23 protein-coding genes are annotated in these 26,601 nt (G+C 56.8%); 12 read left to right on the top strand and 11 right to left on the bottom strand.

Features of this window, described 5'->3' with window-relative positions:
• Nucleotides 1–32: 32 nt before the first annotated feature.
• Both ONV78_RS13865 and ONV78_RS13860 read left to right on the top strand, forming a co-directional pair.
• A complete protein-coding gene (locus ONV78_RS13865; RefSeq protein WP_279503872.1) occupies nucleotides 33–2,351 on the top strand; it encodes a cytochrome c in 2,319 nt (772 codons plus the stop codon).
• 286 nt (nucleotides 2,352–2,637) lie between these two features.
• Nucleotides 2,638–4,302 (top strand): sensor domain-containing diguanylate cyclase, encoded by a 1,665-nt coding sequence (locus tag ONV78_RS13860; protein WP_279503870.1) that lies wholly within the window; start codon nucleotides 2,638–2,640, stop codon nucleotides 4,300–4,302.
• Nucleotides 4,303–4,379: 77 nt separating this feature from the next.
• Here the strand turns inward: ONV78_RS13860 and ONV78_RS13855 are convergent, their stop codons facing one another.
• Genes ONV78_RS13855 through ONV78_RS13840 form a run of 4 tightly spaced genes read right to left on the bottom strand, consistent with a single transcriptional unit; the run spans nucleotide 4,380 to nucleotide 7,862 of the window.
• Nucleotides 4,380–5,168 carry an alpha/beta fold hydrolase gene (locus ONV78_RS13855; protein WP_279503868.1) on the bottom strand — a complete coding sequence of 263 codons (789 nt, stop codon included), beginning with the start codon at nucleotides 5,166–5,168 and terminating at the stop codon, nucleotides 4,380–4,382.
• Between the two features lie 29 nt (nucleotides 5,169–5,197).
• Nucleotides 5,198–6,451 (bottom strand): FtsX-like permease family protein, encoded by a 1,254-nt coding sequence (locus tag ONV78_RS13850; RefSeq protein WP_279503866.1) that lies wholly within the window; start codon nucleotides 6,449–6,451, stop codon nucleotides 5,198–5,200.
• A 20-nt stretch (nucleotides 6,452–6,471) separates the two neighbouring features.
• On the bottom strand, nucleotides 6,472–7,245 hold the full coding sequence (locus ONV78_RS13845) for an ATP-binding cassette domain-containing protein (RefSeq protein WP_279503864.1): 774 nt from the start codon (nucleotides 7,243–7,245) through the stop codon (nucleotides 6,472–6,474).
• 17 nt (nucleotides 7,246–7,262) lie between these two features.
• Nucleotides 7,263–7,862 carry a DUF2796 domain-containing protein gene (locus ONV78_RS13840; protein ID WP_279503863.1) on the bottom strand — a complete coding sequence of 200 codons (600 nt, stop codon included), beginning with the start codon at nucleotides 7,860–7,862 and terminating at the stop codon, nucleotides 7,263–7,265.
• Nucleotides 7,863–8,107: 245 nt separating this feature from the next.
• Between ONV78_RS13840 and ONV78_RS13835 the strand changes: the two genes are divergently transcribed.
• Together ONV78_RS13835 and ONV78_RS13830 are read left to right on the top strand one after the other, a co-directional pair.
• Entirely contained in the window at nucleotides 8,108–8,605 is a 498-nt protein-coding gene (locus ONV78_RS13835; protein WP_279503862.1) for a DUF3299 domain-containing protein, read from the top strand.
• 109 nt (nucleotides 8,606–8,714) lie between these two features.
• Complete coding sequence (locus tag ONV78_RS13830) at nucleotides 8,715–9,857, top strand: HD-GYP domain-containing protein (protein WP_279503860.1); 1,143 nt, start codon at nucleotides 8,715–8,717, stop codon at nucleotides 9,855–9,857.
• Here the strand turns inward: ONV78_RS13830 and thiI are convergent.
• Nucleotides 9,854–11,305, bottom strand: a complete 1,452-nt coding sequence (gene thiI / locus ONV78_RS13825) for a tRNA uracil 4-sulfurtransferase ThiI (RefSeq protein WP_279503858.1) — start codon at nucleotides 11,303–11,305, stop codon at nucleotides 9,854–9,856. The genes ONV78_RS13830 and thiI overlap by 4 nt on opposite strands.
• 382 nt (nucleotides 11,306–11,687) lie before the next feature.
• Between thiI and ppnN the strand changes: the two genes are divergently transcribed.
• Complete coding sequence (gene ppnN, locus ONV78_RS13820; RefSeq protein WP_253938555.1) at nucleotides 11,688–13,055, top strand: nucleotide 5'-monophosphate nucleosidase PpnN; 1,368 nt, start codon at nucleotides 11,688–11,690, stop codon at nucleotides 13,053–13,055.
• Nucleotides 13,056–13,129: 74 nt separating this feature from the next.
• Here the strand turns inward: ppnN and hemB are convergent, their stop codons facing one another.
• The 4 genes from hemB to ONV78_RS13800 form a co-directional block, all read right to left on the bottom strand.
• Complete coding sequence (gene hemB / locus ONV78_RS13815) at nucleotides 13,130–14,110, bottom strand: porphobilinogen synthase (protein ID WP_279503856.1); 981 nt, start codon at nucleotides 14,108–14,110, stop codon at nucleotides 13,130–13,132.
• Nucleotides 14,111–14,125: 15 nt separating this feature from the next.
• Nucleotides 14,126–14,779 (bottom strand): hypothetical protein, encoded by a 654-nt coding sequence (locus ONV78_RS13810; RefSeq protein WP_279503854.1) that lies wholly within the window; start codon nucleotides 14,777–14,779, stop codon nucleotides 14,126–14,128.
• A gap of 124 nt (nucleotides 14,780–14,903) precedes the next feature.
• The gene (locus ONV78_RS13805) at nucleotides 14,904–15,665 is read right to left on the bottom strand and encodes a helix-turn-helix transcriptional regulator (RefSeq protein ID WP_279503852.1); all 762 of its coding nucleotides are present in this window, start codon (nucleotides 15,663–15,665) and stop codon (nucleotides 14,904–14,906) included.
• A gap of 272 nt (nucleotides 15,666–15,937) precedes the next feature.
• Nucleotides 15,938–16,261, bottom strand: a complete 324-nt coding sequence (locus ONV78_RS13800) for a cytochrome c (protein ID WP_279503851.1) — start codon at nucleotides 16,259–16,261, stop codon at nucleotides 15,938–15,940.
• Between the two features lie 299 nt (nucleotides 16,262–16,560).
• On the opposite strand from ONV78_RS13800, the gene hemH reads away from it, so the two are divergent.
• Entirely contained in the window at nucleotides 16,561–17,562 is a 1,002-nt protein-coding gene (gene hemH, locus ONV78_RS13795) for a ferrochelatase (protein WP_279503849.1), read from the top strand.
• Nucleotides 17,563–17,578: 16 nt separating this feature from the next.
• On the opposite strand, the gene ONV78_RS13790 is transcribed toward hemH, so the two are convergent.
• The gene (locus tag ONV78_RS13790; protein ID WP_279503847.1) at nucleotides 17,579–19,228 is read right to left on the bottom strand and encodes a response regulator; all 1,650 of its coding nucleotides are present in this window, start codon (nucleotides 19,226–19,228) and stop codon (nucleotides 17,579–17,581) included.
• 123 nt (nucleotides 19,229–19,351) lie between these two features.
• On the bottom strand, nucleotides 19,352–19,987 hold the full coding sequence (locus ONV78_RS13785; protein ID WP_279503846.1) for an ElyC/SanA/YdcF family protein: 636 nt from the start codon (nucleotides 19,985–19,987) through the stop codon (nucleotides 19,352–19,354).
• Between the two features lie 359 nt (nucleotides 19,988–20,346).
• Between ONV78_RS13785 and ONV78_RS13780 the strand changes: the two genes are divergently transcribed.
• From ONV78_RS13780 to mmsB, 6 genes are all read left to right on the top strand, one after another.
• Nucleotides 20,347–20,520: a hypothetical protein gene (locus tag ONV78_RS13780; RefSeq protein WP_164887185.1), complete on the top strand. Its 174-nt coding sequence runs from the start codon at nucleotides 20,347–20,349 to the stop codon at nucleotides 20,518–20,520.
• A gap of 414 nt (nucleotides 20,521–20,934) precedes the next feature.
• On the top strand, nucleotides 20,935–22,431 hold the full coding sequence (locus ONV78_RS13775) for a CoA-acylating methylmalonate-semialdehyde dehydrogenase (RefSeq protein WP_279503845.1): 1,497 nt from the start codon (nucleotides 20,935–20,937) through the stop codon (nucleotides 22,429–22,431).
• Nucleotides 22,432–22,469: 38 nt separating this feature from the next.
• The gene (locus tag ONV78_RS13770; protein ID WP_279503843.1) at nucleotides 22,470–23,630 is read left to right on the top strand and encodes an acyl-CoA dehydrogenase family protein; all 1,161 of its coding nucleotides are present in this window, start codon (nucleotides 22,470–22,472) and stop codon (nucleotides 23,628–23,630) included.
• Nucleotides 23,630–24,412: an enoyl-CoA hydratase gene (locus tag ONV78_RS13765; protein ID WP_279503841.1), complete on the top strand. Its 783-nt coding sequence runs from the start codon at nucleotides 23,630–23,632 to the stop codon at nucleotides 24,410–24,412. Before ONV78_RS13770 ends, ONV78_RS13765 begins: the two co-directional genes overlap by 1 nt.
• Before the next feature lie 42 nt (nucleotides 24,413–24,454).
• Entirely contained in the window at nucleotides 24,455–25,576 is a 1,122-nt protein-coding gene (locus tag ONV78_RS13760; RefSeq protein WP_279503839.1) for an enoyl-CoA hydratase/isomerase family protein, read from the top strand.
• A 66-nt stretch (nucleotides 25,577–25,642) separates the two neighbouring features.
• Nucleotides 25,643–26,533 carry a 3-hydroxyisobutyrate dehydrogenase gene (gene mmsB / locus ONV78_RS13755; RefSeq protein WP_279503837.1) on the top strand — a complete coding sequence of 297 codons (891 nt, stop codon included), beginning with the start codon at nucleotides 25,643–25,645 and terminating at the stop codon, nucleotides 26,531–26,533.
• Nucleotides 26,534–26,601 lie beyond the last annotated feature (68 nt).

The raw sequence follows: 26,601 nt of genomic DNA, 5'->3' as shown, positions 1-26,601 counted from the left end.
ATAAGAACGAAATAGGTGCGAAAGGAAAGGATATGACCTCCAAGGGAAGTATGAAGTTTGTCCAGCAAAAACGCAGCGCGCCGCTGCGACTGATCAAATGGCTAACGTTCGCCGTTATCGTATTGGTCATCGCCGCATGCGCCGGGTTCGCCTGGTTTGTGCTGTATCCCAATAACAGCCTGCCGGCGGCGGAGCCTGTCGATAAATATGTGTATCTGGATCAAGGCTGGGATGGAGACAACGCGTCCTTGCGGGAACTTTATTATTACACCCCCCAGGGGGTTTCCATGCCCCAGGGCGCATCCGCTGGAGCGGTGCGCTATAACTGGTTCATACACTTGGAGGAGCCTTTCAGCGAACAACGTCTGGCGGACCCGGAACGCATGCGACTTTTCCGCTTTGTCGTCGACCCTGTTCCCAGCGCGGCCAATCCTGATCAGCTTCCGTTGGGCTTCAGCAAACACCTTGATCCTGCAATCGGCGAAGACGTCCTGGATGTCTCCTGCGCTGCCTGCCATAGCGGCGAACTGCACTATCAACGCGACGGCGTCCGTTATGCGGTGCGCGTCGATGGCGGTCCCGCCATGCACGCGCTCACCAGCATGGAGCACGGCGCGTTTGCGCCGACTTTGGTGGCCTCTCTGTTTTATACCGCCGTCAATCCCTGGAAATTCGACCGCTTTGCGCAAAAAGTGCTGAGCGACCGCTACCCGGAAGGCAAAGATGAGCTGCGCTCCGCCTTGTGGAGCAGTGTCGGCGGATTTGTCGGCGCAGGCCAAAACAACCCTCTGCGTAAACTCTACCCGGTGAACGAAGGCTACGGCCGCACCGACGCCCTGGGCCGCATCGGCAATACCCTGTTCGGCGACCACCTGAGCGCGTCCAACTATCAAGTCGGCGCAGCGCCAGTCAGCTATCCCTACCTGTGGGATATCTGGAAATTCAACTGGGTGCAGTATAACGGCTCGGTGGCGCAGCCTCTGGCGCGCAATATTGGCGAGGCGCTTGGCGTCGGCGCGCGCATTGATCTGGTCAACGCCGACGGCTCCCCCGTCCCTCCCGGCGAGCGCTTCCACAGCGCCGTGCGTATCGAAGATCTCGCCCGTATCGAAAGCGCGTTGCAAACGCTCAAGGCGCCCACCTGGCCGGAAGAAGTATTCGGTCCAGTGGATCAAGACCTCGCCACCCAGGGCGAAGGACTGTTCCGACGCTATTGTCAGGGTTGTCATGGCCCCCATGAAGCCAATGTCGCCGATCTGGAGATCAATGCGCCTCTGAAACCCGCTCCCTGGTCGGAATGGATGATTTCGGTAGCGCCGCTCAGCGTGGTCGGCACCGATCCCAGCGCCGCCCAGGCCTTTATCGACAAGCACTACGACCTGTCAGCGACCGGATTGAGCAATCAGGATATCGACGACGCTTTACGCCCGTTGTTTACGCAACGTCTGATCCGTGAAGTGCGCGCCGGACTGAGACAGATCATCGCACTGCGCCAGGAGCGGGAGCTGCCTCTCGGCGACCTGCCGGAGCTGCTGGCGGCTTACCCCGCCAATGACGTCGTTCCCGTCGTCGCGCCGATTGGCGATTTCGCCGCTATTGCAACAGCGCTAAACAGTCTGTCCACACCAGAAGATAGCGCTTCCTCGAAAACGTCCTATCGTCCCCATTACGTGGAAAGCTGCGACTTGCTCTGCCTTAACGGGAAATTGTTAAGACTCACCCAACAGGGAACCAAGGACATCGACAACCTGCTGGCGAAGCAGGACATCCACAGACTGTCCGAAGGTTTGGCGTTGAATCTCATTGGCGTCCTGGTGAAAAACCGCTACTACGCCGACAACAATATCGATTATGGGCAACGTCAATGCCTGGAAGGCTTCGGCACGCTCGACCTGCCGCAGGAAGTCGCAGGTTATAAGCCGCGCCCTCTGGCGGGAGTCTGGGCGACGCCGCCCTTCCTGCACAACGGCTCGGTGCCTAATCTCTATCAACTGTTATCGCCGCCCGAGCAGCGGGAAAGCCGTTTTCAGGTGGGCTACCGAGATTTCGATCCCCAACGCGTCGGCTTCGTTTCACAGCCGCCACAGGGCGCGGACGCCAACGGCTTTTGGTTCGACACCCGTTTGCCCGGCAACAGCAACAGCGGTCACGCGTTCTCCGCCTCCGTGACGGATTGGCGCGCGTTCCTGCGGGACTCCGAGGCGAATCCGCTGCCCAAAGGCGTCATCGGCCCCATGCTCACGGAGAAGCAGCGCATGGCGATTATCGAGTATCTAAAAGTGCATCGCGATGCGCCGGAAACGCCTCTGGAATTCAGGCCTCCCGGATGCGCGACAGCCTCGGCAAACTGAGCGCCGAACGGCGCTTGCAGCGTCTGACGGTGAAGAAAAGAGGCCGACAAAGGGGGCTTGCAACAGCCTGCTGTTAAGTCGACAATGCGGCCTTTATTGGTAATACTAACCGACTATTGCGCCTTTCCTCCGGCGTACGCTAGGAGAGGGCATGGAAGCTATTTCTTCCAAAGGAACATAAGTTAGTCAACTTTTTGGAGATGGCCAAATGCCTCGCCATAGCTATACGCTAGCTTGCTTAGTGTTTGTGTTGCTTTTTGCCCGAAGTTTGGAGGCGGCCGATGGCGTGTCTCCGTTCAACGCGGACAAAGGCCTCGACATGGCAGGGCTGACGCCGCATCTGGCGTTGCTGGAGGACCCATCGCAATCCCTGCGTTTTGAAGAAGTCAGCTCCCCTGAATTCGCCGACCGCTTTAAATCCACGGGAGGCCAATCCCCTAATTTCGGCTTTTCAGAATCCGCCTGGTGGGTCAAATTCACGCTGCATAACACCACTGCGGAAGAGTTAGCGGTCACGTTACGCCAGGACTATCCTCTGATCGATCACCTGACGCTTTGGGAGCCACTGGCTGACGGTTCCTGGAAACGCCACGCCACAGGCGACCGCCTCTCTTTCTACTCCCGAGACGTCGAGCACCGCGACTACTTATTTCCTCTGAAGCTGCCGGCCAATGCGTCCTACACCTACTACATGCGCTTCAGCAGCGACGGCTCCATGAACATCGGTCTGTCCCTGTATGCGCCAGACGCTCTGCTGGAACATATCGGCAAGGAGCAACTCGCTTACGGCGCTTACTACGGCGGCTTTCTGGTCCTCGTTATCTATAACTTTTTCATGTTTATCGCGGTCCGCGACCGCACTTTCGCTCACTATCTGCTGTACGTCACCAGTTATGGCCTGTATATGGCGGTGCATAACGGACTGACGTTCCAGTTTTTGTGGCCGAATTTTCCCTGGTTCGCCAATCACAGCCTGTTGATCCTGCTGATTCTTTCTTTGCTGGGAGCGTTACAATTCGCCCGCTCGATTCTGGTGACGCAGCAAATTGCGCCCAGAACCGACTTCGCCGCCAGAGTGCTGGAGTGGCTGATGCTGATCAGCCTGGCCTGTACGCCGTTCTTTACCTACCACACGATGATCGTGCCGATATCCCTGCTGACCTTCGTCATCGCCGCCCAATTACTATTGATGGGCGTACTGGCGTTAATGGCGGGATCGCGCCCTGCGCGCTATTACATGACCGCCTGGACGGCGCTGTTGATCGGCGTGCTGGCCTACATGCTGAAAACCTTTGGCCTGCTGCCCCATAACGTGCTGACCCAGAACGGTTTTCAGATCGGCTCACTGACGGAAATGGTGTTGCTGTCTCTGGCGCTGAGCAGCCGTGTCAACGAACTGCAGCGTAAAACCTACACGGACGCCCTGACCGGCCTGTTCAACCGCCGCCATTTCGACGACAAGTTCGCAACGGAATTTCATCGCGCTCAACAAAGCAAACAGCCGCTGACTCTGCTGGTCATCGATATCGACTGCTTCAAGCAGTTCAACGACACCTACGGCCACAACGTCGGCGACCATGCGTTGAAGGAAGTCGCCCGCATACTGGCGAAAGGCGTACGTAAGCCGAACTGTCCCTGCCGCTACGGCGGCGAAGAGTTCGCCGTCATCCTGCCCAATACCGACCACGAAGCCGCCATGAGCCTGGCCAATCGCCTCAGAGTCAAAGTGGCGGAAGAAACCGAGTCTGGCTACAAGCTATCCATCAGCGTTGGCGTGGCGAGTATGAATCACGATGAATTCGACTGCCCCAACAAACTGTTCGAACGTGCGGACTACGCGCTGTACACGGCGAAACAGCAGGGCCGCAACAGAGTGGTGGATTATCGCTCCTGCGCCCCGCGCCGGGAGTCGGATACATCGAAAGAAGGTCTGGTGGGCGCTGAGAGCTGATCAAAGCCTGTCACCGCAGCGGCGATGATGGCTGCGCCAAGGAATAAGAACTATTCATGAGAACAGTTCCTGACGATTTAAAGACTCTCAATAAACTGACTGATCGCGCGCCAGTATTCGGGATACATGCTGATGTCGTTGTGATCCGCTCTATCCAGCGTGACTGTCCGTTGCGGACCGCCCCAGGCCGCCATCAGCCGCTGCCCATGCTCCATCGGCACAACCCGGTCCCTCCCCGCCAGCAAAGCCAGCGCAGGCGCTTTGATCGTCGCCGCGTGAACCAATGAATTAAAAGGATGACGCACCAGCAGACCGACCGGCAACCAGGGGTAATGTTGCTTGCCAACGGCGGCCAGACTGTCAAATGGCGTGGTCAACACCACCGCCCGCACCGGACGGCGATCCGCCAGCTGCACCGCCACGCCGGAACCCAGGCTGCGTCCCAGCAGAACGATATGTTGGGGGTCGATTTTCAGCTTGCGCGTGAGATGGTCATATAAGGCGACGGCGTCGCCCACCAACGCCTCTTCTCCCGGAGCCCCCTCGCTGTCGCCGTAGCCCCGGTAGTTCATCAGCAGAAAGGACTCCACCGGCAATTTTTCCATCTCCCAGGCGTTCCATGACACCTCTTCGCCATTGCCGCCAAAGTACAGCAGCAAGGGCTTGCGCGCAGAGATCTCTCCCCGTTGAAACCACCCGGACAAGGTCACGCCATCATGCTCAAACTTAAACTCTATGGACTTCAACCTGCTGCGATTGCCTGCGTCCACCGCCTGCGGGAAAAAGATCATCCGGTCCTGATATAACCAGAAAAACGCTGCGCCGGAAAAGCAGATAAGCAGAAGAGTGCTGATAAGAGCCCACATGAATGTTCGCGCCTTAGCCCAGGATTGTCTCATGTTCTAATTGTCATTCCGTCCGCCAGAGAATAGCGATAAGCCCGATAGGCCGGCGCTGCTCCGATTAATACGCCCGCCAGGATGATGCCGCCCAGGACGGCCAGGTTATCCACGGTCAGCGGGTCCACGCCGATAAACAGACCGAAGTAACTCTCCAGCGCCGGCTGAGCGGCGAACAACGTCAGAAACAGCATTGCGACGCCGACCAGCACGCCGCAAACCGCCATCAAACCGGCTTCGATCATCAGTAGAACGAAAATATGCCGCGGCTTGGCGCCAACGGAACGCAGGATGGCCATTTCCCGGCGGCGTTCGTTCAACCCTGACCAGATTACCGTCAACATGCCGATCAAGCCAGTCGCGACGACAAATGCCGACACGGCGAGCAAGGCGACCTCCGCCACGCCCATCATGCTCCACAGCTCCTGCAGCGCCACGCCGGGCAGGATAGCCAGCAACGGCTCTCCGCGATAATTATTGATCGCACGTTGCAGAGTGAAGGTGGCGATTTTGGAGTCCAGTCCAACCAAAAAGGCGGTTATCAGCTTGGGTTGTAAATCCGCATGCCGCGCCTGCTCCGCGCTAATCGAACCACTGGGCGCGCCGCTGTCCCATCCCAAATGGATCGCTTCAATGCCTTCCAGGGAAACGTGCACGGTGCGATCCACCGGAGTGCCGGTCTTCTTCAAAATGCCGACGACTTTGAAAGGCTTATCATCGTGATTGGCGAAACTCACTTCGCCGGCGCCGTGAGAAATCACAATGGACTGACCAAGTTTATAGCCCAGTTTTTCCGCCACTTCCGCACCTAATACGGCGTCGTATACATCCTCGAAACGGCCGCCGTCGCTAAATGCCAGCTCATGTTTGGCCCCGTAGCGGAAGTGCTCAAAGTAATCCGTATTGGTGCCCAGCACGCGAAAGCCGCGATGTGAGTCGCCTAACGATAACGGGATGGTCCATTTCACCCGTTTCATGCCGGCAACTTCCTGGTAGCTATGCCAGGAAATATTGTTAGTGGCGTTGCCGATGCGGAAAACCGAGTACAGCAAGAGCTGCACGGAGCCGCTGCGAGCGCCCACAATCAGATCAGCGCCGGAAATGGTGTTGGCGAAGCCGGCTTTGGCTTCCCGACGTATGTTGTCCACGCCCAACAGCAGCATGACGCTGACGGCGATGGAGAAAATGGTCAGCAGCGCCGTGGTCTTGCGATTCAACAGGCTGCGTAACGTCAAACTGTAAATAGACATCGAAAAGCGGCTCCCGCAGGTCAAGATTCCGGTGGCTGATAAGCGCGATTGATTTCCGCCAGGCTGACAGTGCGATCAAACAGGTCCTGCAAAGCAGGATCATGACTGACGAACACCAGCGTCGATCCACTGGCGGCCACTTCCTGAAACAGCAGTTCGATAAACGCCACACGGGCGTCCGCATCCAGGGCGGAGGTAGGCTCATCGGCGATGATCAGCCCTGGCGAGCCGATCAGGGCCCGCGCCACGGCGACCCGTTGTTGCTGCCCCACACTCAGGTCAGTCACCGGCCTGCGTCCGAGTTTAGCCACATCCAGACGCAAATGAGAAAGCAGGCGCTCCGCTTCCTGCGTCAGACTCGCGCCGCGGGCGCTCACTCTTTGCCGCCGCGCCTTGGAGAAGCGGCAGGACAATGTCACGTTATCCACCAGTGACAGGTAAGGAATCAGATTAAACATCTGAAAAATGAAGCCGATGTTGTCCGCCCTGAAACCATCCCGGCTTGAAGCGCCAAGCGCGCTCAGTTCGGTATCCATCACCCTGATGCTTCCCTCCCTGGGCTGGATCACGCCTCCAAGCAGGCTCAGCAGCGTCGTTTTGCCGCTGCCGCTGGCGCCGCGCAGAAAGATGCGTTCTCCCTCCCGCACCTGCAACTCGGGAATGTCTAACACATCATCATCGCTCCCTGGCCAACGAAACTTCAGGCCTTCCAGCTGCACAAGGGCGCGGGCCGGCGCAGGTTTAACCGTCGCGTCTCGCTCTGGCGCGATGGCGGGTTCGCTTACATTCTGCATGACGCCATTCTCACTACTTACAAATTAATCTGATGTTTTTCCGGGCTCAGCTCAATGGCGGTCTGCCCCTTAGGCCCGATAACCTGTACGTCGAGATCCTTCAGGCCAGGGAAATGCTTGAACAACAAAACGTCCACTGCGGTAAGCTTGCCCGCGTCGCCGCACTCGAAGATGTAAGAGGCGTCGATATCGGAGTGGCCGTGTTCATGATGGTCATGATCATCTTCGTCATCGCCGTGTTCATGCTCATCGTGCGCCGCTTCCTCGTGCTTGCCGCCGTCTTCGTCGTATTCGAAAACATCGCCGTCCACTTCCGCCGACAGCAGCTTACAACCCGCAGCCGGGGTAAGGCCAAACAGTTCTTCGCCCTTGTTCAGCAAGACCGCCGCCTTCTCCACCTGCTGACGTTCCGCGTCAGTAGCGGGAGCATGTTCAAAGCCCACCAGGTTCATCGCGGGGCTTTCCAGCTCAACGACCAGATTTCCCTCTTCCAGCGCCAGATTCATCGTCGCCGCGCCATGCACATGCGCCCCATGCTGCTCAAATTCTTCGGCGTGCGCGAACTGGCTGGCCGCTAACACCATCATACCGACCCACAGGCGATTTCTATAACTCATAAATTTAATGCTCCTGAACTTAGAGAGTGATTCTTCCGCTTGGTTTTTTATGTTATAACATAACGAAACAAAATTGTTATAGGGCGAATTAAATTCAAAAAAGTTAATCTTGGACGCACGCGGTCATACAATGTGTTGCACTTGCTGTTGCGTGGTGTTGCGCCTGGCCAGGATTAGGAATGGCTGTCGGCGGTCTGGATCGCCTTTCCACGTTTTGACGAAACCACTGATTCCATAGGATATTTATGAACAGATTGCTCTCGACGCTGATCGCGCTCGCATTCTCCTCCCTGCTTTCCGGCGGCGTACTCGCGGAGGATTTCAAGACCGTACAATGGCAGGACCTGATCCCCAAGTCCGCGCAGCAAAAAACCGTCAGCGGAACCGTGGAGCATGGCCAGATCGCCATGGAGCCGCCGCCCCAGGCCAGCGCGCCAATCGTGCCGGAGCTGAACAAACAGAAAGTTCGCATAGCGGGCTTTGCAGTGCCTTTGGAAGGCGACGAAAGCGGGGTGACCGAGTTCCTGTTGGTGCCGTACATGGGCGCATGCATCCACGTACCGCCGCCGCCCTCTAACCAGATCGTTTACGTCAAAGCCAAAAAGAAACCGCTGCCGTTGGACTACCTCTACGACGCGTTCTGGGTATCCGGGGCGATCAGCGTGGAGACGGTCAGCAGCGAGCTGGCGGAGAGCGGCTACAGTATGCAGGCGGACGCCTTCGAGCCTTATCAGTACAACTAAGCGGCCAGACATAATTCCAGAGCCAGCTCCTGATCTCGACTACACTTTAAGTATCCGCGCTCCTGCGGAGCTTTAATGGAAGTTGCATCGACAAACCGGGAGAATGTTTGTGGCCAGCGAGTATCAGCCGGATTCTCTGGATATCCTCAACCATCAGGGCAGCGTACAGCAAAAACTGGAATATCTGCTGGAAAATCTCCAGCAGACCTACCCTTATATCTGCCGCATCGCCATCGCCATTTACGACGCCTTGCAGGATCAGCTCAAAACCTTCGCCTCCGCCGGCTCCAGCCATCCCCTGCTGGAGCACTATCAGACGGCGCTGCACGAAGTCTCCTCCCTGCAACATATGAAAGACAACAGGTTCATCCGCGTCATCAATGACATCGGCGATGAACTGGGCGGTGGAGAGAGTCCAACCCAGCACACGGAAGCCCTGCTGAAAGCCGGGTTTCACGCTTCTTACACCTTCCCCATGCGCTACAACGAGCGCTTTCTCGGCTTCGTGTTTTTCAACGGCGCGGAAAAGGACTGTTTTCAGGGCCGGGCGCTGGTGGATATGGATATGATCGGACACATGATCACTCTGATCGTGTACAACGAGCGCAGCAATATCCGCACGCTGATCGCCACGGTCAAATCAGCCATGCTGCTGACCCACTCCCGCGACCCCGAAACCGGCGGCCATCTTGAACGCATGGCGCGCTACTCCAGACTGATCGCCGCGCGTCTGGCGCCGAAACACGGCTTCTCCGACGAGTATGTGGAGCACATTTGCCTGTTCGCGCCCTTGCATGATCTCGGCAAAATAAAAGTGCCCGACAGCATTTTGCTCAAACCAGGTCGGCTGGAGGAAGAAGAACTGGATGAAATGCGTCGCCATCCGATGTACGGACATGAATTAGTGGACGCCTTGATTAATAACTACGGCCTCAATGGCGTCAGTCATGTGAACATGCTGCGCAATATCGTGCTGTATCACCATGAGACTCTGGACGGTGGAGGCTATCCCGAGCATTTGCGCGGCGAAAATATTCCCATTGAATCCCGAATTGTCAGCGTCGCCGACGTCTTCGACGCGCTTACCAGCGCCCGCCCGTACAAACCCGCCTGGGACAATGACAAAGCCTTCGCCGAACTCAAGCGTCTGGCGGGAACAAAATTAGACAGGGGGTGTGTGGTGGCGCTGATGGATTGCCGCAAACAAATTGAAGAAATCCAACAGCGCTTCCGCGAGAACGAATACGGTTAAAGTGGTCGATACACCAGCACTTTGCGCCCGTTTCCGTTGAGATGGCTTGCGTGCAACTGACTCATAACGCCTTTGTCGCAGAACAGCAGGTAGCGGGTTTCTCCGTCCAGCTCCGCCATGCGGCTTTCCAGCTCGTAGAAAGGCACCTGCAGAATTTTGTTGTTGGTCAGCATCAACGGCGCCTTTTCCTGCTCGTTGGGGTGACGGATGTCGATAATCACGTCGTCCAGCGAAGGCGTCGACACCACTTCCACCTCATCCACGGTCAGTTCCGACTGCATGATCTCGTCGATGTTGATCGCCCGACGGTTGGCCAGCGCCTGTTCCAGCACTTGCATATCGAAGCGCTTCTCATCGTTCTCAATGCGATAATCCCGCGCTTTGGTGGTGGGGCGGTCGGAGATGACGCCACAGTATTCCGGCATGTTGCGGGCGAACTCTTCCACGCCAATCTGGCTGGCCATGCGGATAATGTCCTGTTTGTCGGTAACGATCAGCGGACGCAGCACCAGCATGTCAGTGGCGGAATCAATGACGTTCAGGTTGGTCAGGGTCTGACTGGACACCTGCGCCACACATTCGCCGGTAACCAGCGCCGTGGCGGACAGATCACGCGCGACCTGGGTCGCCGCCCGCAACATCATGCGCTTCAGTACTACGCCCATGTTGGAGTGATAGATCTTGTCCAGAATTTCCGCCACCACGCCTTCAAAGGGCACAGTGATGAATTTGACCCGCTGGCCGCCGCCGTACTTCTCCCACAAATACAGCGCCGCCTGCTTCACACCCACTTCGTGAGCGGTTCCGCCCAGATTGAAGAAGCAAAAGTGCGTGCGCATGCCCCGCTTCATAGTCAGGTAGCTCGCGACGCCGGAATCGTAGCCACCAGACATCAGGGACACGACCGGCTCCAGACCGCCGACGGGATACCCGCCCAGGCCTTCGTAGCGTTTCTCTACCAGGTAATATTTATCGTCGCGCACTTCGATGGAAATGATGACTTCCGGATTCGACAGGTCCACCCCCGCCGCCTTGGTGTGCTGGCGCAGTCCTCCGCCGACGTAGCGCTCCAGATCCATGGAGGTGAAATCATGTTTGCCGGCGCGCTTGACCCGCACCTGGAAGCGTTTGCCTTCCAATTGCTCTTCGTACAACGCCTTCGCGTTCAGGTAAATAGTGTGGAAGTCCGCCAGGGGATATTCATGCACCACCAGGAAGTTGGTGATTCCGGACACCCTTTGCAGGGCTTCAATCGCCCGTTTACTGGTGCGCTCGTCGGCGTCCGGCAGCAAGACTTCAATTTTGTCCCAAGATCCTTCAACCACCACGTTTTCGTCAATTTGACGCAATACGCGACGAATATTTATGCGTAACTGCTTGACCAGATCCTTACGCACCGGTTTACTTTTAATTGTGATTTCGGGAAATAATTTGACGAGAAACTTCATAATCTGGCCTGATCCAAATCTCAGCGGGGGCGCTATTCTACTATCATTCCCCCTGTCATGCATGGGCCGATCGCCAAAAATCCCCCTGCGCGGACAACGCCAGGGAGTGATAGCCAACTTCGCCCAGACGACTTACTATTTAGACTCCATCCGGAAAACCCGCTTACCTGCGCCGCGCCGGTCATCCTTACATTACCCTGCTCCCGGATGGGCTCTTATAAATGATAACAATAGCAGATTAGGCTCTATTGGCATTGCAGCGTCGCCACCGTCACGCCTGCATACGCTGTCAGGCTCTGGCTTGCTCCCACAGCCGTCCGCCGGAATCGGAACCGCCGGCCCCGCCGGCAAGTAGAAGTATTAGAAAAGGAAAGATATAGATATGAGTAACAAAATAACCGCACGCATCGCCCCGGAAGGCAGCCTCGATCTGGTCTCACAACACGAAGTCAACCTGTTGAAGGACCGCAGCAATCGCGGCGTGTATCGCCTGTTCCGACAATGCGCCCTGGCCGTATTGAACTGCGGCAACGAGTCCGACGACCCCAACACCATTCTGGCTGAATTCGCCGATTTCGACATCCAGCTGATCCAGCAGGCCCGCGGCATCAAGCTGGAGGTGATCAATGCGCCTCACAACGCTTTCGTCGACGGCAAGATGATCAAAGGGATTCAAGAGCACCTCTACGCCGTGCTGCGCGACATTATCTACGCCAACAACGTGCTGTCTCACAACACCCAGCTGAACCTGAACAACGGCGAGGATATCACCAACTTTATTTTCCATATGCTGCGGAACGCCGGCGTATTGATTCCGCGTCGTTACCCCAACATCGTCGTGTGCTGGGGAGGCCACTCCATCAGCCGGGACGAGTATGACTTCACCAAAGAAGTCGGCCACTCACTGGGTCTGCGCGGACTGGATATCTGCACCGGATGCGGCCCCGGCGCCATGAAGGGACCGATGAAGGGCGCCACCATCGCTCACGCCAAGCAGCGTATTCAGACCGGACGCTACATCGGTTTGACCGAGCCGGGCATCATCGCCGCCGAGTCGCCGAACCCCATCGTCAACGAGCTGGTGATTCTGCCGGATATCGAAAAGCGCCTGGAAGCCTTCGTGCGACTCGGCCATGGCATCATCGTCTTCCCCGGCGGCGCTGGCACCGCGGAGGAGATCCTGTACCTGCTGGGCATTCTGCTGAACCCGGAAAACGATTCACTGCCTTTCCCGGTAATTTTCGCCGGAGCCAAGAAAAACGAGGAGTATTTCGGCCAGATCAACGAGTTTATCGGCCTGACCCTGGGTAAAGCCGCTCAACGTCGTTATCGCATCATCATCGACGACCCCGAGCTGGTCGCCCTGGAAATGAAGAAAGGCATCCAGGACGTCACTTACCACCGCAAGGGCTCCAGCGATGCGTACTACTACAACTGGTTGCTGAAGGTACAACCGCAGTTCCAGCACCCCTTCCAGCCGACCCACGAGAGCATGCGCGCGCTGGCGCTGCACCGCGAACAGCCTATTCATGAGCTGGCGGCGAACCTGCGCCGGGCGTTTTCCGGCATCGTATCCGGCAACGTCAAGGAAGAAGGCGTACAGCTGGTGGAACGTCTGGGACCATTCGAAATCAGCGGCGACAAAACCATCGTCGGCTCTTTCGGATCATTGCTGGAGTCTTTCGTGAAACAACAGCGGATGAAACTGCCAGGCAGCAAATACGTGCCCAGCTATCGCATTGTGGATTAGGAATGCGTCCTTGCTAGAAAGGAGAAGCACTGGCGGCGGCGAGCCGCCAGCGCCCAGGAATCAGAAGTCAGCGATCAGGTTTCCTGCAGCCAACGCGCCGCATCCAGGGCGTGATAGCTGATAATCATGTCCGCGCCCGCCCGTTTCATACTCAACAAGGTTTCCAACACCACGCTGCGTTCGTCGATCCAACCGTTGGCCGCCGCGGCTTTCACCATGGCGTATTCGCCGCTGACGTTATAAGCCGCCATCGGCAGATCGAAGCGATCGCGAAGTTTGCGCAACACATCCAGATACACCATCGCCGGCTTCACCATCAGGAAGTCCGCGCCTTCTGCTGCGTCCAGCTCCGCCTCCCGCATCGCTTCACGCAAGTTGGCCGGGTCCATTTGATAGTGCTTGCGGTCGCCGCCGGCGGGCGCGGAATCCGCTGCATCCCGAAAGGGTCCGTAAAAGGCGGACGCGTATTTCACTGCGTAGGACATGACGGATACGTTCTGGAATCCGTCTGCGTCCAGCGCACGCCGAATCGCCGCCACCTGACCGTCCATCATGGCGGCGGGAGCGACCACATCCGCTCCTGCTCGCGCGTGACTCAACGCCACCTTGGCCAACAGCGCCAGGGTGCGATCATTATCCACGCCATCGCCGCAGAGCACGCCGCAATGGCCATGTTCCGCATACTGGCATAGACATACATCCGTGATCAGCGTCAGCCCTGGCGCCGCCTGCCTGATCAACCGCAACGCCTGCTGCACCGGCCCGTCTTCCCACGCGCTGCGCCCCTGAGAGTCTTTAACTTCAGGCAGCCCGAACAGCAACACCGCCTTGATGCCGCTGCGCCAGGCGCCGACGCAAAGCTCTACCGCCAGATCCGGCGACAGGCGCTCAACCCCGGGCATCGACGCAACCGCTTCACGCTGCTGAACGCCAGGGATGACAAACAGGGGATACACCAAATCCTCCACCCGCAACGCAGTCTCCCGCACCAAATCGCGTATGGAGTTATTGCGACGTAGACGCCGGGGACGAGCCACTGGAAAAGAAGCCTTCATAGTGAGCACCGCCTTTCAGTGATAGGCATTGAAACTCTCTCCCTTTATTCTTAACTGCCTCTGCATCAATGACCCAAGGGCCTGGATTTCATATCCTTCTTCGATTAAGCCATCGTTGGGATACACGCGAATATCCACCTGCGCGCCCATATCCTCAAAAATAACCGCCGCCTCCCATGCTTTTTGCATCAAAACCCTTGCTTCAAGGTCTCTCAGGGTGATCAACATAGGAAGCCCTTCCAAGTCTTCAACGCAGTATTCAGCAACGTTCTTTTCGCTTAACGCGACTCCGTTTAAAAAGGCAACTGCGTCAAGCTGCGTGGAATTACGGTATAGATATTCAGCTACGACACTCGCGCCTTCACGGACCCCCACCAAAACAATGTGCGCCCGTTTATTCACCCTCGCCAGCAAATCATCAATTAGATTTGACACAACCGTGACCGCATCGCTAATCCAAAAAGAGTCAGAAGGATCAGCATGTGACGGACAACAGAGTTGCGCATGTCTTCGCCACACAGATGCAGAAACATAAACAACCCCATCTAGTCGCAGAAAGTTCGCCAGCTCACTCGCCCGTATCCCACGTTCTTTGCCAGGCACATAAACAAGAACCGTTTCAGCGCTTTCAGGTTTACCGCCATATATCTCCAATGTGCTCAGGCGCATAGCCGCTGTCTCTCATATCCCTGATAAATTTTCCTTCACCACGGCGATCTTACGCCTGTGCAGCCCGCCCTACTTCCTGAGAGAAGCCAATGTTTACGCCGAACCAGACAAACCTAACAAAAAGTCATCTTTCTGGTTGGCGCTGAAAATAAAGACTGGGAGCGACGCCCATAATGCGTCGAAACATAGCGGAAAAGGCGCCCGGCGTTTCGTAGCCAAGATCCGCAGCGATCAGTGTCACCGGGTCGCCGGCGGCGAGACGGGGGATTGCGTTGAGCGCGGCGACCTGCTGGCGCCAGTATTGATAAGACACTCCCAGCTCATTGCGAAACAAACGGGACAGCGTACGTTCGGACGCCCCGATTACAGTCGACCAATCTTTCAGCTCGCGCGGATCAGCCGGATTGGCCAGGATAGCCCGACACAGGTTCTGCAAGCGGGAATCGCGGGTGGCGGGAAGTCGTAACGGGCGCTCATCAGACCATTCAATTTCCTCTAAAATCAGTGACATAATTCGACCATCCCGGCCACCTTCGTCGTAATTGCTGGGAACTCGCATCGCACGAATGATCAACTCCCTCAGCAACGGCGATATCTGCAGCGTGCGCGGCTTTTGCGGAAAGCTCACGGGACAGGCATGGGGCTGGATGTACATGGTGCGCAGGGACACGTCGCCACGGGCGCGCATGCCATGCTCCACATTGGGCGGCATCCACACCGCCCGTTGCGGGGGTATCAGCCATACCCCCTCGTCGGTGACCAGCTCCATCACGCCAGACGTGGCGAAAATAAGCTGGCAACACTCGTGTTTATGCGGCGTAACCCGATATCCGCTGGAAAATTCACGGGCCCTGGCGACGATAGGTCGCTCGCCCCTGATAGGCATATATTCTCCGGAATCAAAATCGGCTGCCGTCACATCGGTTTGCTGTCTGACTGTCTGTTCTGTCATAACGCCCTGTTTTAACTCCTTTGGCAGCGATAATCAGCGTAACGGCGCTAATTATCCATGGCGTAAAGACAAGCTCAAGGAAGGAAAGCGCCTGAATCATGAAGATATATGGGAGGACGAAGGAAAGACGGCGGAAATCTGGGACTTGAAAGTGGTTGGAGCGGGACAAGCGCAGCCGTTGATCCGCGGCTGCGCGAAAGGTCAGTTTACTTCATGCTGGAGAAATACGCAGCCAGATTGGCGATATCGTCGTCAGACAACGCCGCCGCCTGACCTTGCATGATAACCGCCTGACCGCCATTACGGTTTTTGCTGCGGTAGGCTTTCAACGCCTCCACCAGATACTGCTCGTTCTGGCCCGCCAGGTTGGGATAAGTTGGGATAATTGCCTTGCCGTCCGCGCCGTGGCATGCCGCGCAGACTGCAGACTTAGCTTTGCCCGCTGCAGCGTCCGCCGCTTGTGCGGACACGGAAAGCAGTATGGAAGCCATGCCGGCCAGGATTAAAGGGACTTTCTTGGCTACTCTCATCAGTAATTCTCCTTCTTGGAGTGTTGGAATTTTTGTCAAGCCTTTATAGCATAGGTCGCTCGCCGCCCACCAGCCGCCAAAAACTTATGCTTGAACGGTTGTCTGGACGTCGAAAATGATCCGTCCGCGCATGGGAAGCGTAGACACATTTCGTTCTGCGAAGGCGCTATAATTCAACGCCATACGCTCGGGATCGCAATTGTAAATATTCAAACTGCGCGCTTGCATTGACGCATTGCAGTTTTCAAAGCGCTCTCCCGATATAAAATTAATATCCCTTAGCTGGAATGCCTATCTGAATGATCATTAGTCCCGATAACACCCGGAGCGCCGTGCTGCTTGTCAACCTGGGCACGCCGGACGCCCCAGACGCCCCCGCCATACGCCGTTACCTGAAGCAGTTCCTCAGCGATCCCAGAGTGATCGAGGTCCCGCGCCTGATCTGGTGGGCGATCCTGAATCTGGTCATTCTCCGTTTGCGTCCCAGAAAACTCATTCCCAACTATCGCAAAATCTGGACGCCAAAGGGCTCGCCGATCAAAACCATCACGCAACAACAAGCCTGCGGACTGCAAAACGCATTGGGACAAGAGCTGGGCGCCCGCGTGCTGGTGGATTTCGCCATGACCTATGGCGCGCCATCCCTGCCGGACAAGCTCGCAGCGCTGCAACGCCAGGGCATCGAAAAGGTACTTGTGCTGCCCTTGTATCCGCAATACTCCGCCACCACCACCGCCGCCAGCTTCGACGCGCTGGCTCAGGCGCTGGCGAAGATGCGCGACATTCCAGAGCTTCGCTTCGTCAAGCGCTACCACAACCACCCCGCCTATATCTCTTCTCTGGTGGATAGCGTGCGCGCCCACTGGCGGGTGAGAGGGCGTCAGGGCAAATTATTGTTCTCCTTCCACGGGCTGCCCAAAGCTTACGTGGAAAAAGGCGATCCTTACCGTCGTGATGCGGAAGAAACCGCCCTCGCCGTAGCGAGAGAGTTGAAGCTGGATGAATCGCAATGGCTGATGAGCTTTCAATCCCGGGTTGGAACAGCGGAGTGGCTGAAGCCTTACACCGACGCCACCGTTACCGAACTGGGCGCCAACGGCTGCGAAGCCTTGGATGTTATCTGTCCCGGCTTCTCCGCAGATTGCCTGGAGACGCTGGAAGAGATCGAAGAAGAAAACCGGGGCTTGTATGAACAGGCTGGCGGCAAGGATTTTCACTACATCCCCGCCCTAAATGCAGAACCGGAGCATATCGAACTGTTACAGGAACTCTGCGAGCAGCACCTACGAGGCTGGATCTGACCTTAACGACTGACTGCTATCCGGCGCTCTGCGCCTCGACGCCACCGCCATGAGTACCCTCGAACTTGCTGCGCAGGTGTTGAAAGCGGGGATACTGCTTGTGCGTGGGCTTGATATGCACAATGCGGTCAAAACAGGCGGCGCAGGCTCTACGCGCCGCGCCGTCACCGGGAGATGAACTTAGCTGCTTCAGCAACACCTGAGCCAGATTCAGATTTAAGGCAGGATGTCTGGCGGAGTACTCCAGCGCCTCGTTAAAGGCCGCGACAGCGCCTTTGAAGTCTTCCTGTTCGGCCAGCTTAATCCCCTGTTTATTCAGTTCCGCCGCTTTTTGCCGCGCCGCCGGACTGACCGGCTCGTCACGCATTTCCTCAATACGTTTTTGCAGCTCCGGTTCATCCCCGTGCATCAATGACAATTGCGACAGGATGAACTCCGCCTCCAGATCTTTGCCACTGGCCAGCAGCACCTGAGCGTACTCCATGACCCGTGAGCTTGGCAGGTTGAATCCAACCGATTGATACAGGGTCTCCGCCAGCGCCAGTCGCTCGTCCCGCTCCTCTTCATGCTTCAACATGCAGCAGGCCTTCGCCGCCACCACTTCATATTGAAAACGCGCGGTGTCGTTCATGACAAAGCGCTCGTCCATATTACGCAGGACTTCAAAGGTTTCCTGCAGCGCCGCTTCACGCATGACTTTTGGCTGCGCGCCGGCGCGTTCACAGAGACTACGGGAAAATCCCAGATGGTTGTCGAGCCTGTCAAAGATGCTTTTGCGTCCCAGCTCAACCGCATTACGAAACGCCTCAACCGCGCAGTCCACATCCTGATTTTCCCAGGCGATATCCCCCAGCCTGGCATGCCTGAGGATGGCCGTCGGCGATAAACCCACCGCATCCACCAGCCATTCCTGCGCTTCTTTACCCCGGTGTGTGTCCACCAGCACCCGCGCCAGCAAGTCATAGGCCACGAGACAGTTTGGAGCCGCCTCCACCACCTTGCGCAGTAATTCTTCCGCTAAATCGTAATCCGCCTGGGCGATATAGACTCTGGCTACCCCAACCTGCGCCCAGATCAGCGTGCGTTCCGACAGCACCTGTTGATACACCCGCAGCGCCTCATTGAGCGCGCCGGTCTGGAAGTACAGCTCCGCCACGGTTTTTTCACACCAGCGCAGGTACTTGCTGCCACGGGCGATTTTTTCTTCGCAACGGGAAATCGCTTCGCTCCAGCGCTCCATATCGATGGCGTGCTTCAGTTCATATAACACCTCGTTGTCCACCAGCAAGTTATCCAGACGCTGCTTTAAGACATCGGATGTGATCGGTTTGTTGATGTATGCGTCAGGTTGATGATCGATAGCCGCCAGCACCATTTCCCGGGTGGTTTCCGCCGACATCATGACAAACAGGGAGGTGTAACGCAGAATTTTGCGCTCTCGCAGCTCTTCCAGAACATGCTGACCATTTCTGCCCGAAAGCTGGTAGTCGCAGATGACGACGTCGAACAGTCCATGCTCGCACTTGTTGATAGCCTCATCGCCATCCGCCGCCATATCTATGTACCAGGCGCCGAATGATTTCAGCATTTTCTCCAGAGCCAGACGCAATTGGGTATTGCCGTCCACTATCAGGAAGCGTGCGTTGCGATATTCCCTGTTAAACATCAGTCTTCAGCTCAGTTTGAAATCTAGTAGGAAGCGTGCGTCAACATCTTCGAAGCGAGAATGTTTTAAGCATAGCATCGCCGCCACGGAGCGTCGGGAGACACGCCCGTTTTTTGATCCATTTCAATTTATGCTTGCGACCAGCTTGGCCCACAACGCGCCTAAATATTCGTGCCAGGCCTTCTGTGTCGCGGCCAGTCCCCCGAGCGCCGGCCGAAAGCGTCGCCAATCCAGTTCCTGATGATGTTTGATGGTATGTCCTGTGGGCGCTGGAATGGGATGCAGTCCCACGCCTTCAAATAGCTGCATCGCCCGGGGCATATGGTAAGCCGAGGTCACCAGCGCGAATGGCTGATCCCCCATTCGCGCCTGCGCCGCCAGAGCCTCTTCATGGGTATCCCGAGGATCTTCCTGCAGATCGATCCGTTCACTGGGAAAACCCAGCGACTCCGCCAGTCTCGCGTAGGCTTCCGCGTTAGAGAGAGGGTCCGTACGCGCATAGCCGGACACCAGCAGCCTCGCCTCCGGATTAAGCAGAGCCACCCGTATTCCCTCAATAATGCGATATATCGCATCGCCCTCTATATAACTGGTGATAGGAAGACTCGAATCCGACTCATGATAACCGCCCAGCACCACCACATAGCGCACCTCCTGACCGGCGTAGGGTGGATACTGACTCTCCAGCGGCTCCATCACTTTGTCAGAGAACCAGGGGGTGCTGATAGTGAGCAATCCCAGCCAAACTACGCCGAGCATTCCCAGCGCCAATTTTCGTCTGCGCCCCCTGATCAGCATCATTAGCGCAATAAATGAGATCAGCAAAGCAAGGGGTAAGGGCATTGCCCAGTAACTAATGAATTTCTTTATCAAAAACATAAACTTGCCACTTTTATCCTTGTATACAAAAGCATCAAAAAGGCCAAGCTTTGCACAATTTAACAAAGCTCCGCCTTGAACCGCCCGCTCTAATTGGTTATTCTGCGGCCGCTTTTTCGAACAGCCGTTTACTCCTTGAGAACGTTAAATTTTCACTAACACACAGGAGGAAAGCTTTGGTTAGCTCGATGCAGTCAGTGCGCTAACCAAAGTTTTCATCTTAAATCTCGGGAGAAACCATGTTATTGGAAGCGCCTATCGAATCAACTCTAGCTGCGGCCCTGACGTTGTTCGGCATAACCTATACTGTTCGCACCGTACTTAACCACATGATCAAGCGCGCGCAGGAAAAGCGCGACGCAGCCACCGTCGAAGCGGGAGACACAGGAGCCTCCTCCACCGCTGACGCCTGATCGGACACTCGTCCAGATTACTCAAGCAACTGACTCAATGTCAGTTGCTGCCCTTACTTCCTCCAAACGCCCCTTCACTCTCAAAACACAACCGCTTGGAAGCGCTAAAAACTTAACGGCGTTTACTCGCATACTTCGGGCCCTTCGCGCTACCGCCGCTTCCTTAAAACGTTTCCTGGCTATTCCGTTTAGCGCCCGCAGCCACAAGATTTTCTCTTTTTAAATAACGCATTTACGTTACCTCTTGGCGGTTATGGCTAATTCCCGTGGTGGATTCTGCAATGCCGTTGCGCCGCCATAAGGTCTAGAATGGACCTATGCGAGCCAAGGCTCAGAGCGTAGAGGAAGACCGTGTGACATCTTCCAGAGCAGGCTCATTCTATCCATAAAAATAAGATTACAAGGAGTCCCAAAATGCAAACCAGGGTCCCGTTATATATAGACGGCTCATTTACGGAAAGCGCAGCCACCCGCCACATCCCGAACCTGAATCCGGCCACCCAGCTGAATCTGGCCGACACTCCCTGCGCCACCCCGGACGAAGTCAACCGGGCGGTAGCCAGCGCCAAACAGGCGTTCGAAACCTGGAAGGACGTCCCCGTCATCGACAGGGCGCGCCTGATGATGAAGTTCGTGCAACTTCTCAAGCAGAACCAGGACGAAATAGCAGAAATTCTCAGTCAGGAAACCGGCAAGATTTTCGCCGACGCCAAGGGCGATGTATGGCGCGGCATCGAAGTCGTAGAACATGCCTGCAACATCCCTTCCATGATGATGGGCGAAACCGTTGAGAACGTGGCGCGGGATATCGATACCAGCTCCTACATGCACCCGCTTGGCGTTTGCGCCGGCATCACGCCGTTCAATTTCCCGGCGATGATTCCCCTATGGATGTTCCCCATGGCGCTGGCCTGCGGCAACACCTTCGTGCTCAAACCCTCAGAGCAGGACCCGCTCACTCCCATGCGCATCGCGCAACTGTTTGACGAAGCGGGCTTTCCCAAAGGCGTACTGCAAGTTCTGCACGGCGACCGCGAGCAAGTAGACATGCTGCTGACGCATCCAGACATCAAAGCCATCTCCTTCGTCGGCTCAGCGCCTGTCGGACAGCATATCTATCGCACCGGCACACAGCACCTGAAACGGGTGCAATGTATGACCGGCGCCAAAAACCACATGGTCATCATGCCGGATGCGGACAAGAAGCAGGTTATTTCGCACCTAACCGGCGCCTCCGTCGGCGCTGCTGGGCAACGCTGCATGGCCATCTCCGTCGCGGTATTCGTGGGCGAATCCGCACAGTGGCTGGACGAACTCAAAGCTTCTATGGCGGAAGTGAAACCCGGCGCCTGGAATGACGAAGCCGCCGGCTACGGCCCGCTGATCAGTCGCGGTTCCAGAGATCGCGTGTTGGGTCTGCTCGCCAAGGGCAAAGAAGAAGGCGCACAGTGTCTTCTCGACGGCTCCAGTTTCACCCACCCGGATTTCCCGGAAGGCAACTGGGTTGGTCCAACGCTGTTCAGCAAGGTCACCCCGGAAATGACGATCTATCGTGAGGAAATCTTCGGCCCAGTGCTGCTCGCCATGCAAGTGGACACCATTGACGACGCCCTCAAGCTGATCAATGACAACCCCTTCGGCAACGGCGTCTCGCTGTTCACCAATTCCGGCGGGGCGGCGCGCCACTTCCAGCGCAATGTGCAAGTGGGACAAGTCGGCATCAACATCCCTATTCCTGTGCCTCTCCCCTTCTTCTCCTTCACCGGCTGGCGTAACTCTTTCTATGGCGACCAGCATGCCTACGGCAAACAGGCGGTGCGTTTCTACACCGAGACCAAAACCGTGATCAGCCGTTGGTTCCATCACGGCGAAGAAGTGCAAGGCCCCAACCTGACCATTCAAATGCGGTAAGGATGCGGTGATAGGCAACTGTTAAGAGTGTATGTATCGTGAATTTTGAACTATCCGAACAGCAAATTGCTTTCCGCGACAGCGCCCGCGCCTTCGCCGAGAAAGAACTGGCGCCCTTCGCCGCTGAGTGGGACGCCACCGCCCACTTCCCTGTGGAGACAATCCGCAAAGCGGGCGAAATGGGCTTTCTGTCTCTGTATACCCCGGAGGAATGGGGAGGCCTGGGCCTGCCCCGTCTGGACAGCTCGATCATCTTCGAAGAGCTGTCACGCGGCTGCACCTCCACCACCGCTTACCTGACCATTCACAACATGGCCACCTGGATGATCGCCAGCTTTGGCCATGATGAGTTGCGTCAGGCCTGGCTGCCCAAATTAGTCTCCGGCGAGCTGCTGGCTTCCTATTGCCTCACTGAGCCCAACGCAGGTTCAGACGCCGCCTCTTTACGCACCTCTGCGAAGAAAGACGGCTCCGACTACGTTATCAACGGCTCCAAGATGTTTATTTCCGGCGCCGGCAGCACGGATGTGCTGGTGGTGATGGCGCGCACCGGTGAACCCGGGGCCAAAGGCGTGTCCGCGCTGGTCGTGCCCGCTGACGCCCCCGGCGTCACCTACGGCCGTAAGGAAGACAAAATGGGCTGGAACAGCCAGCCTACCCGCGCGATTACCTTCGATAATGTGCGCATTCCCCAGACCAACCGCCTTGGGGCGGAAGGCGAAGGCTTCAAGTTTGCGATGATGGGGCTCGATGGCGGTCGCATAAATATCGCAACCTGTTCCATCGGCACCGCCCAGGCGGCGCTGGAAACCGCGCAGCGTTATATGCAGGAGCGTGAGCAGTTCGGGCGCAAGCTGTCCGACTTTCAAGCGCTGCAGTTCAAACTGGCGGATATGGCTACGGATTTAGTGGCGGCTCGCCAGATGGTGCGACTCGCTGCGTTCAAACTGGACTCCAAACACCCGGAAGCCTCCACCTATAGCGCCATGGCCAAACGCTTCGCGACAGACGCCGGCTTCAAGGTCTGTAATGACGCATTGCAAATCCACGGCGGCTATGGCTACATCAAGGAATATCCGCTGGAACGCTTCGTTCGCGACAGCCGGGTGCACCAGATTCTGGAAGGAACCAACGAAATCATGCGCGTCATCATCGCACGCCGCCTACTCCTCGAACACGCCATGGAGACTATTCGCTAATGACAGGCACCGAGAAACTCCAACTTGAAATCATTGAGCGCACCGCCGTGCTCACTATCGCCAACCCGCCCGCCAACACCTGGGATGAAACCAGTCTGCCGGCGCTCAAGGCGTTAATTCAGCAACTCAATGACAACAAAGACGTTTATGCGCTGGTGATCACCGGGCAAGGCGAAAAATTCTTCTCCGCCGGCGCAGACCTGAACCTGTTCTCCGATGGAGACAAAGCCAGAGCGCGCCACATGGCGCGTATCTTTGGCGAAGCATTCGAAACCCTATCCAACTACCGCGGCGTATCCATCGCCGCAATCAACGGCTACGCCATGGGCGGCGGCTTGGAGTGCGCGCTCGCCTGCGACCTGCGCATCGCCGAAACTCATGCGCAAATGGCGCTGCCCGAGGCCAGCGTTGGCCTGCTGCCCTGCGCGGGAGGCACACAGAATCTACCCTGGCTGGTCGGCGAAGGCTGGGCGAAGCGCATGATATTGATGGGCGAGCGAATCAACGCTGAAACCGCGCTGAATATCGGACTGGTGGAAGCGGTCGTGGAAAAAGGCGCCGCCCGCGAGACCGCACTGGCTTGGGCGGAAAAAGTCGCGCGTCAGAGTCCGCCCGCAGTGCGCGCCTGTAAAGAACTGATTCAGTCCGCCCGCAGCGCGCCGCAACGTATGGGCCTGCCGGTAGAAAGAGAACTGTTTGTGGATCTGTTTGATACCGAAGACCAGAAAGAGGGTGTAAACGCTTTCCTCGGAAAACGCTCGCCGCAATGGAAAAACCGCTAGAAGGCGACGCCTGACAATATTGAATAGATGGAAGAGAGTGGAATGAGCGAAAAACCTGTTTTATTTGAAGAACGCGAATGCAGCGATGGTCACCGCATCGGCGTGATCACCCTGAACGTGGAGAAATCGCTCAACGCGTTGAAGCTGAGCATGATCGAGTCGATGTACAGCGTCATGCAGGAATGGCGGCTGGACGACAAAATCGTCGCGGTATTTATGCAGGGGGCGGGCGATAAAGCCTTCTGCGCCGGCGGCGATATCGTGCAGATGTATGAATCCATGTGCGACGCAGGCGAGGGTCCGCCGGCTTACGCAGAAGAGTTCTTCACGCGGGAGTATCGTCTCGACTACCTCATTCACGTCTATCCTAAACCTGTCGTCTGCTGGGGCAACGGCATCGTTATGGGCGGCGGACTGGGTCTGATGGCAGGAGCCAGTCACCGCATTGTCACGGAGTCTTCCCGTATCGCCATGCCTGAAGTGACCATCGGGCTCTTTCCCGATGTCGGCGGCACCTGGTTCCTCAACCGCATGCCCGACGGAGCAGGCCTTTATCTGGGACTGACCGGCGCCGCCTGTAACGCCGCTGATGCGCTTGAGCTGGGTTGGGCCGACGGCTTTTTACCCCATGCGCAAAAGGAAGCCTTTCTACAAGCGCTGACCCGAACCTCATGGAGCAGCCCTGAAAGCAACCATACTCGCGTCACGCAACTGCTGCGCTCCTGGAATGAGCAGCATCAGTCGCAACGTCCGGGCGGTCAGGTGGCGCATCATCGCGCCATGATCAAGCAGGTTACCCAGGGCGACTCCGTCACTCAGGTGGTGGATGCCATTCTGAACTACCCCACCGTGGATGAATGGGTTGGCAAAGCGCAGAAATCTCTGCGTAACGGCTGCCCGACCACCGCGCATCTTGTATGGCGGCAAATTCACGAGGGCGGCGGCCTGAGCTTGCCCGACGTCTTCAAACGTGAACTGATTATGGCGGTGCAGTGTACAATGCACCCCGAGTTCCGCGAAGGCGTGCGAGCCCTGCTCATTGATAAAGACTTCAAACCGCAATGGCGTTACCCGTCTTTTGCGGATGTTCCGGAGGCGTGGGTGGATGAATTCTTCTCTTCCCCTTGGGACATCAGTCCCTTGCATGACTTAGCAGTACTGTAAGCACAAGCAACGGTCCCGGACCTTCAATTAATCACCCAGACAAAAATAACAATCTGGAGGGAAACCATGAAAACTATCGGATTTATCGGCCTCGGGCACATGGGTGGCCCTATGGCTCACAACCTGCTGAAAGCCGGATTTGAGTTACGTGTTTTCGACTTAGTCAAAGATGCAGTCTCCGCCGCAGAGAAGGCGGGCGCCACCGCTTGCAGCAGCGCCCTGGAGGCCGCCCAAGGCGTCGATGCGGTAATTACTATGTTGCCGGCCAGTGAGCACTCTGAAGCTGTCTATCTAGGCGAGAACGGCCTGCTGAACCAGCTTACCGAGCGCCCTTTGCTAATCGATTGCTCCACTATCGCACCAGAGACATCCCGCCGCATCGCTGCGGAAGCCAGCAAAAAAGGCTTCGCCATGTTGGACGCGCCAGTTTCCGGCGGCACAGCGGGAGCCACAGCGGGGACGCTGACCTTCATTATCGGAGGCTCGCCTCAGGATCTGGAAAAAGCGCAGCCAGCTCTGTCAGCAATGGGTAAAAACCTGTTCCACGCAGGCGATCACGGGGCCGGACAAGCCGCAAAGATCTGCAACAATATGCTGTTGGCCGTTCACATGATCGGAACTGCGGAAGCGCTCCAGCTGGGCGTCAATCTGGGACTCGATCCTAAGGTGCTTTCCGACATCATGCTGAAAAGCTCAGGCAGAAACTGGTCTTTGGAACTCTACAACCCCTATCCTGGCGTTATGGAAAACGCGCCTGCCGGTCGCGAATATGAAGGCGGCTTCGCCGTTAATCTGATGAACAAAGATCTCGGCCTGGCTTTGGAGGCGGCTATTCAAAGCCGCTCCAGCACGCCAATGGGCGGCTTGGCCAAGTCTCTGTATCAAGCGCACAGCAGACAGGGGTCCGGACAGCTGGACTTTTCCAGCATCCAAAAATTATTCGCAGACAAAACGTGACAACTTTGTAAAATCTCGTCAAAAAAGGCGGCCTGAATGCCGCCTTTATTTTTCACGGAAGCCCCATT

The organism is Hahella sp. CR1 (genome assembly GCF_029813005.1).
Classification (GTDB): domain Bacteria; phylum Pseudomonadota; class Gammaproteobacteria; order Pseudomonadales; family Oleiphilaceae; genus Hahella.
This window is presented reverse-complemented; position numbering and strand designations above follow the sequence as displayed.

Coding starts and splice junctions, on each gene's coding strand:
- ONV78_RS13785 (WP_279503846.1), bottom strand. CDS start 19,987: ATGCTCGGCGTAGTTTGGCTGGGATTGCTCACTATCAGCACCCCCTGG.
- thiI (WP_279503858.1), bottom strand. CDS start 11,305: ATGAAGTTTCTCGTCAAATTATTTCCCGAAATCACAATTAAAAGTAAA.
- ONV78_RS13845 (WP_279503864.1), bottom strand. CDS start 7,245: ATGCAGAATGTAAGCGAACCCGCCATCGCGCCAGAGCGAGACGCGACG.
- ONV78_RS13805 (WP_279503852.1), bottom strand. CDS start 15,665: ATGCCTATCAGGGGCGAGCGACCTATCGTCGCCAGGGCCCGTGAATTT.
- hemB (WP_279503856.1), bottom strand. CDS start 14,110: ATGAAGGCTTCTTTTCCAGTGGCTCGTCCCCGGCGTCTACGTCGCAAT.
- ONV78_RS13840 (WP_279503863.1), bottom strand. CDS start 7,862: ATGAGTTATAGAAATCGCCTGTGGGTCGGTATGATGGTGTTAGCGGCC.
- hemH (WP_279503849.1), top strand. CDS start 16,561: ATGATCATTAGTCCCGATAACACCCGGAGCGCCGTGCTGCTTGTCAAC.
- mmsB (WP_279503837.1), top strand. CDS start 25,643: ATGAAAACTATCGGATTTATCGGCCTCGGGCACATGGGTGGCCCTATG.
- ONV78_RS13810 (WP_279503854.1), bottom strand. CDS start 14,779: ATGCGCCTGAGCACATTGGAGATATATGGCGGTAAACCTGAAAGCGCT.
- ONV78_RS13850 (WP_279503866.1), bottom strand. CDS start 6,451: ATGTCTATTTACAGTTTGACGTTACGCAGCCTGTTGAATCGCAAGACC.
- ONV78_RS13800 (WP_279503851.1), bottom strand. CDS start 16,261: ATGAGAGTAGCCAAGAAAGTCCCTTTAATCCTGGCCGGCATGGCTTCC.
- ppnN (WP_253938555.1), top strand. CDS start 11,688: ATGAGTAACAAAATAACCGCACGCATCGCCCCGGAAGGCAGCCTCGAT.
- ONV78_RS13855 (WP_279503868.1), bottom strand. CDS start 5,168: ATGTGGGCTCTTATCAGCACTCTTCTGCTTATCTGCTTTTCCGGCGCA.
- ONV78_RS13780 (WP_164887185.1), top strand. CDS start 20,347: ATGTTATTGGAAGCGCCTATCGAATCAACTCTAGCTGCGGCCCTGACG.
- ONV78_RS13835 (WP_279503862.1), top strand. CDS start 8,108: ATGAACAGATTGCTCTCGACGCTGATCGCGCTCGCATTCTCCTCCCTG.
- ONV78_RS13790 (WP_279503847.1), bottom strand. CDS start 19,228: ATGTTTAACAGGGAATATCGCAACGCACGCTTCCTGATAGTGGACGGC.
- ONV78_RS13775 (WP_279503845.1), top strand. CDS start 20,935: ATGCAAACCAGGGTCCCGTTATATATAGACGGCTCATTTACGGAAAGC.
- ONV78_RS13760 (WP_279503839.1), top strand. CDS start 24,455: ATGAGCGAAAAACCTGTTTTATTTGAAGAACGCGAATGCAGCGATGGT.
- ONV78_RS13865 (WP_279503872.1), top strand. CDS start 33: ATGACCTCCAAGGGAAGTATGAAGTTTGTCCAGCAAAAACGCAGCGCG.
- ONV78_RS13765 (WP_279503841.1), top strand. CDS start 23,630: ATGACAGGCACCGAGAAACTCCAACTTGAAATCATTGAGCGCACCGCC.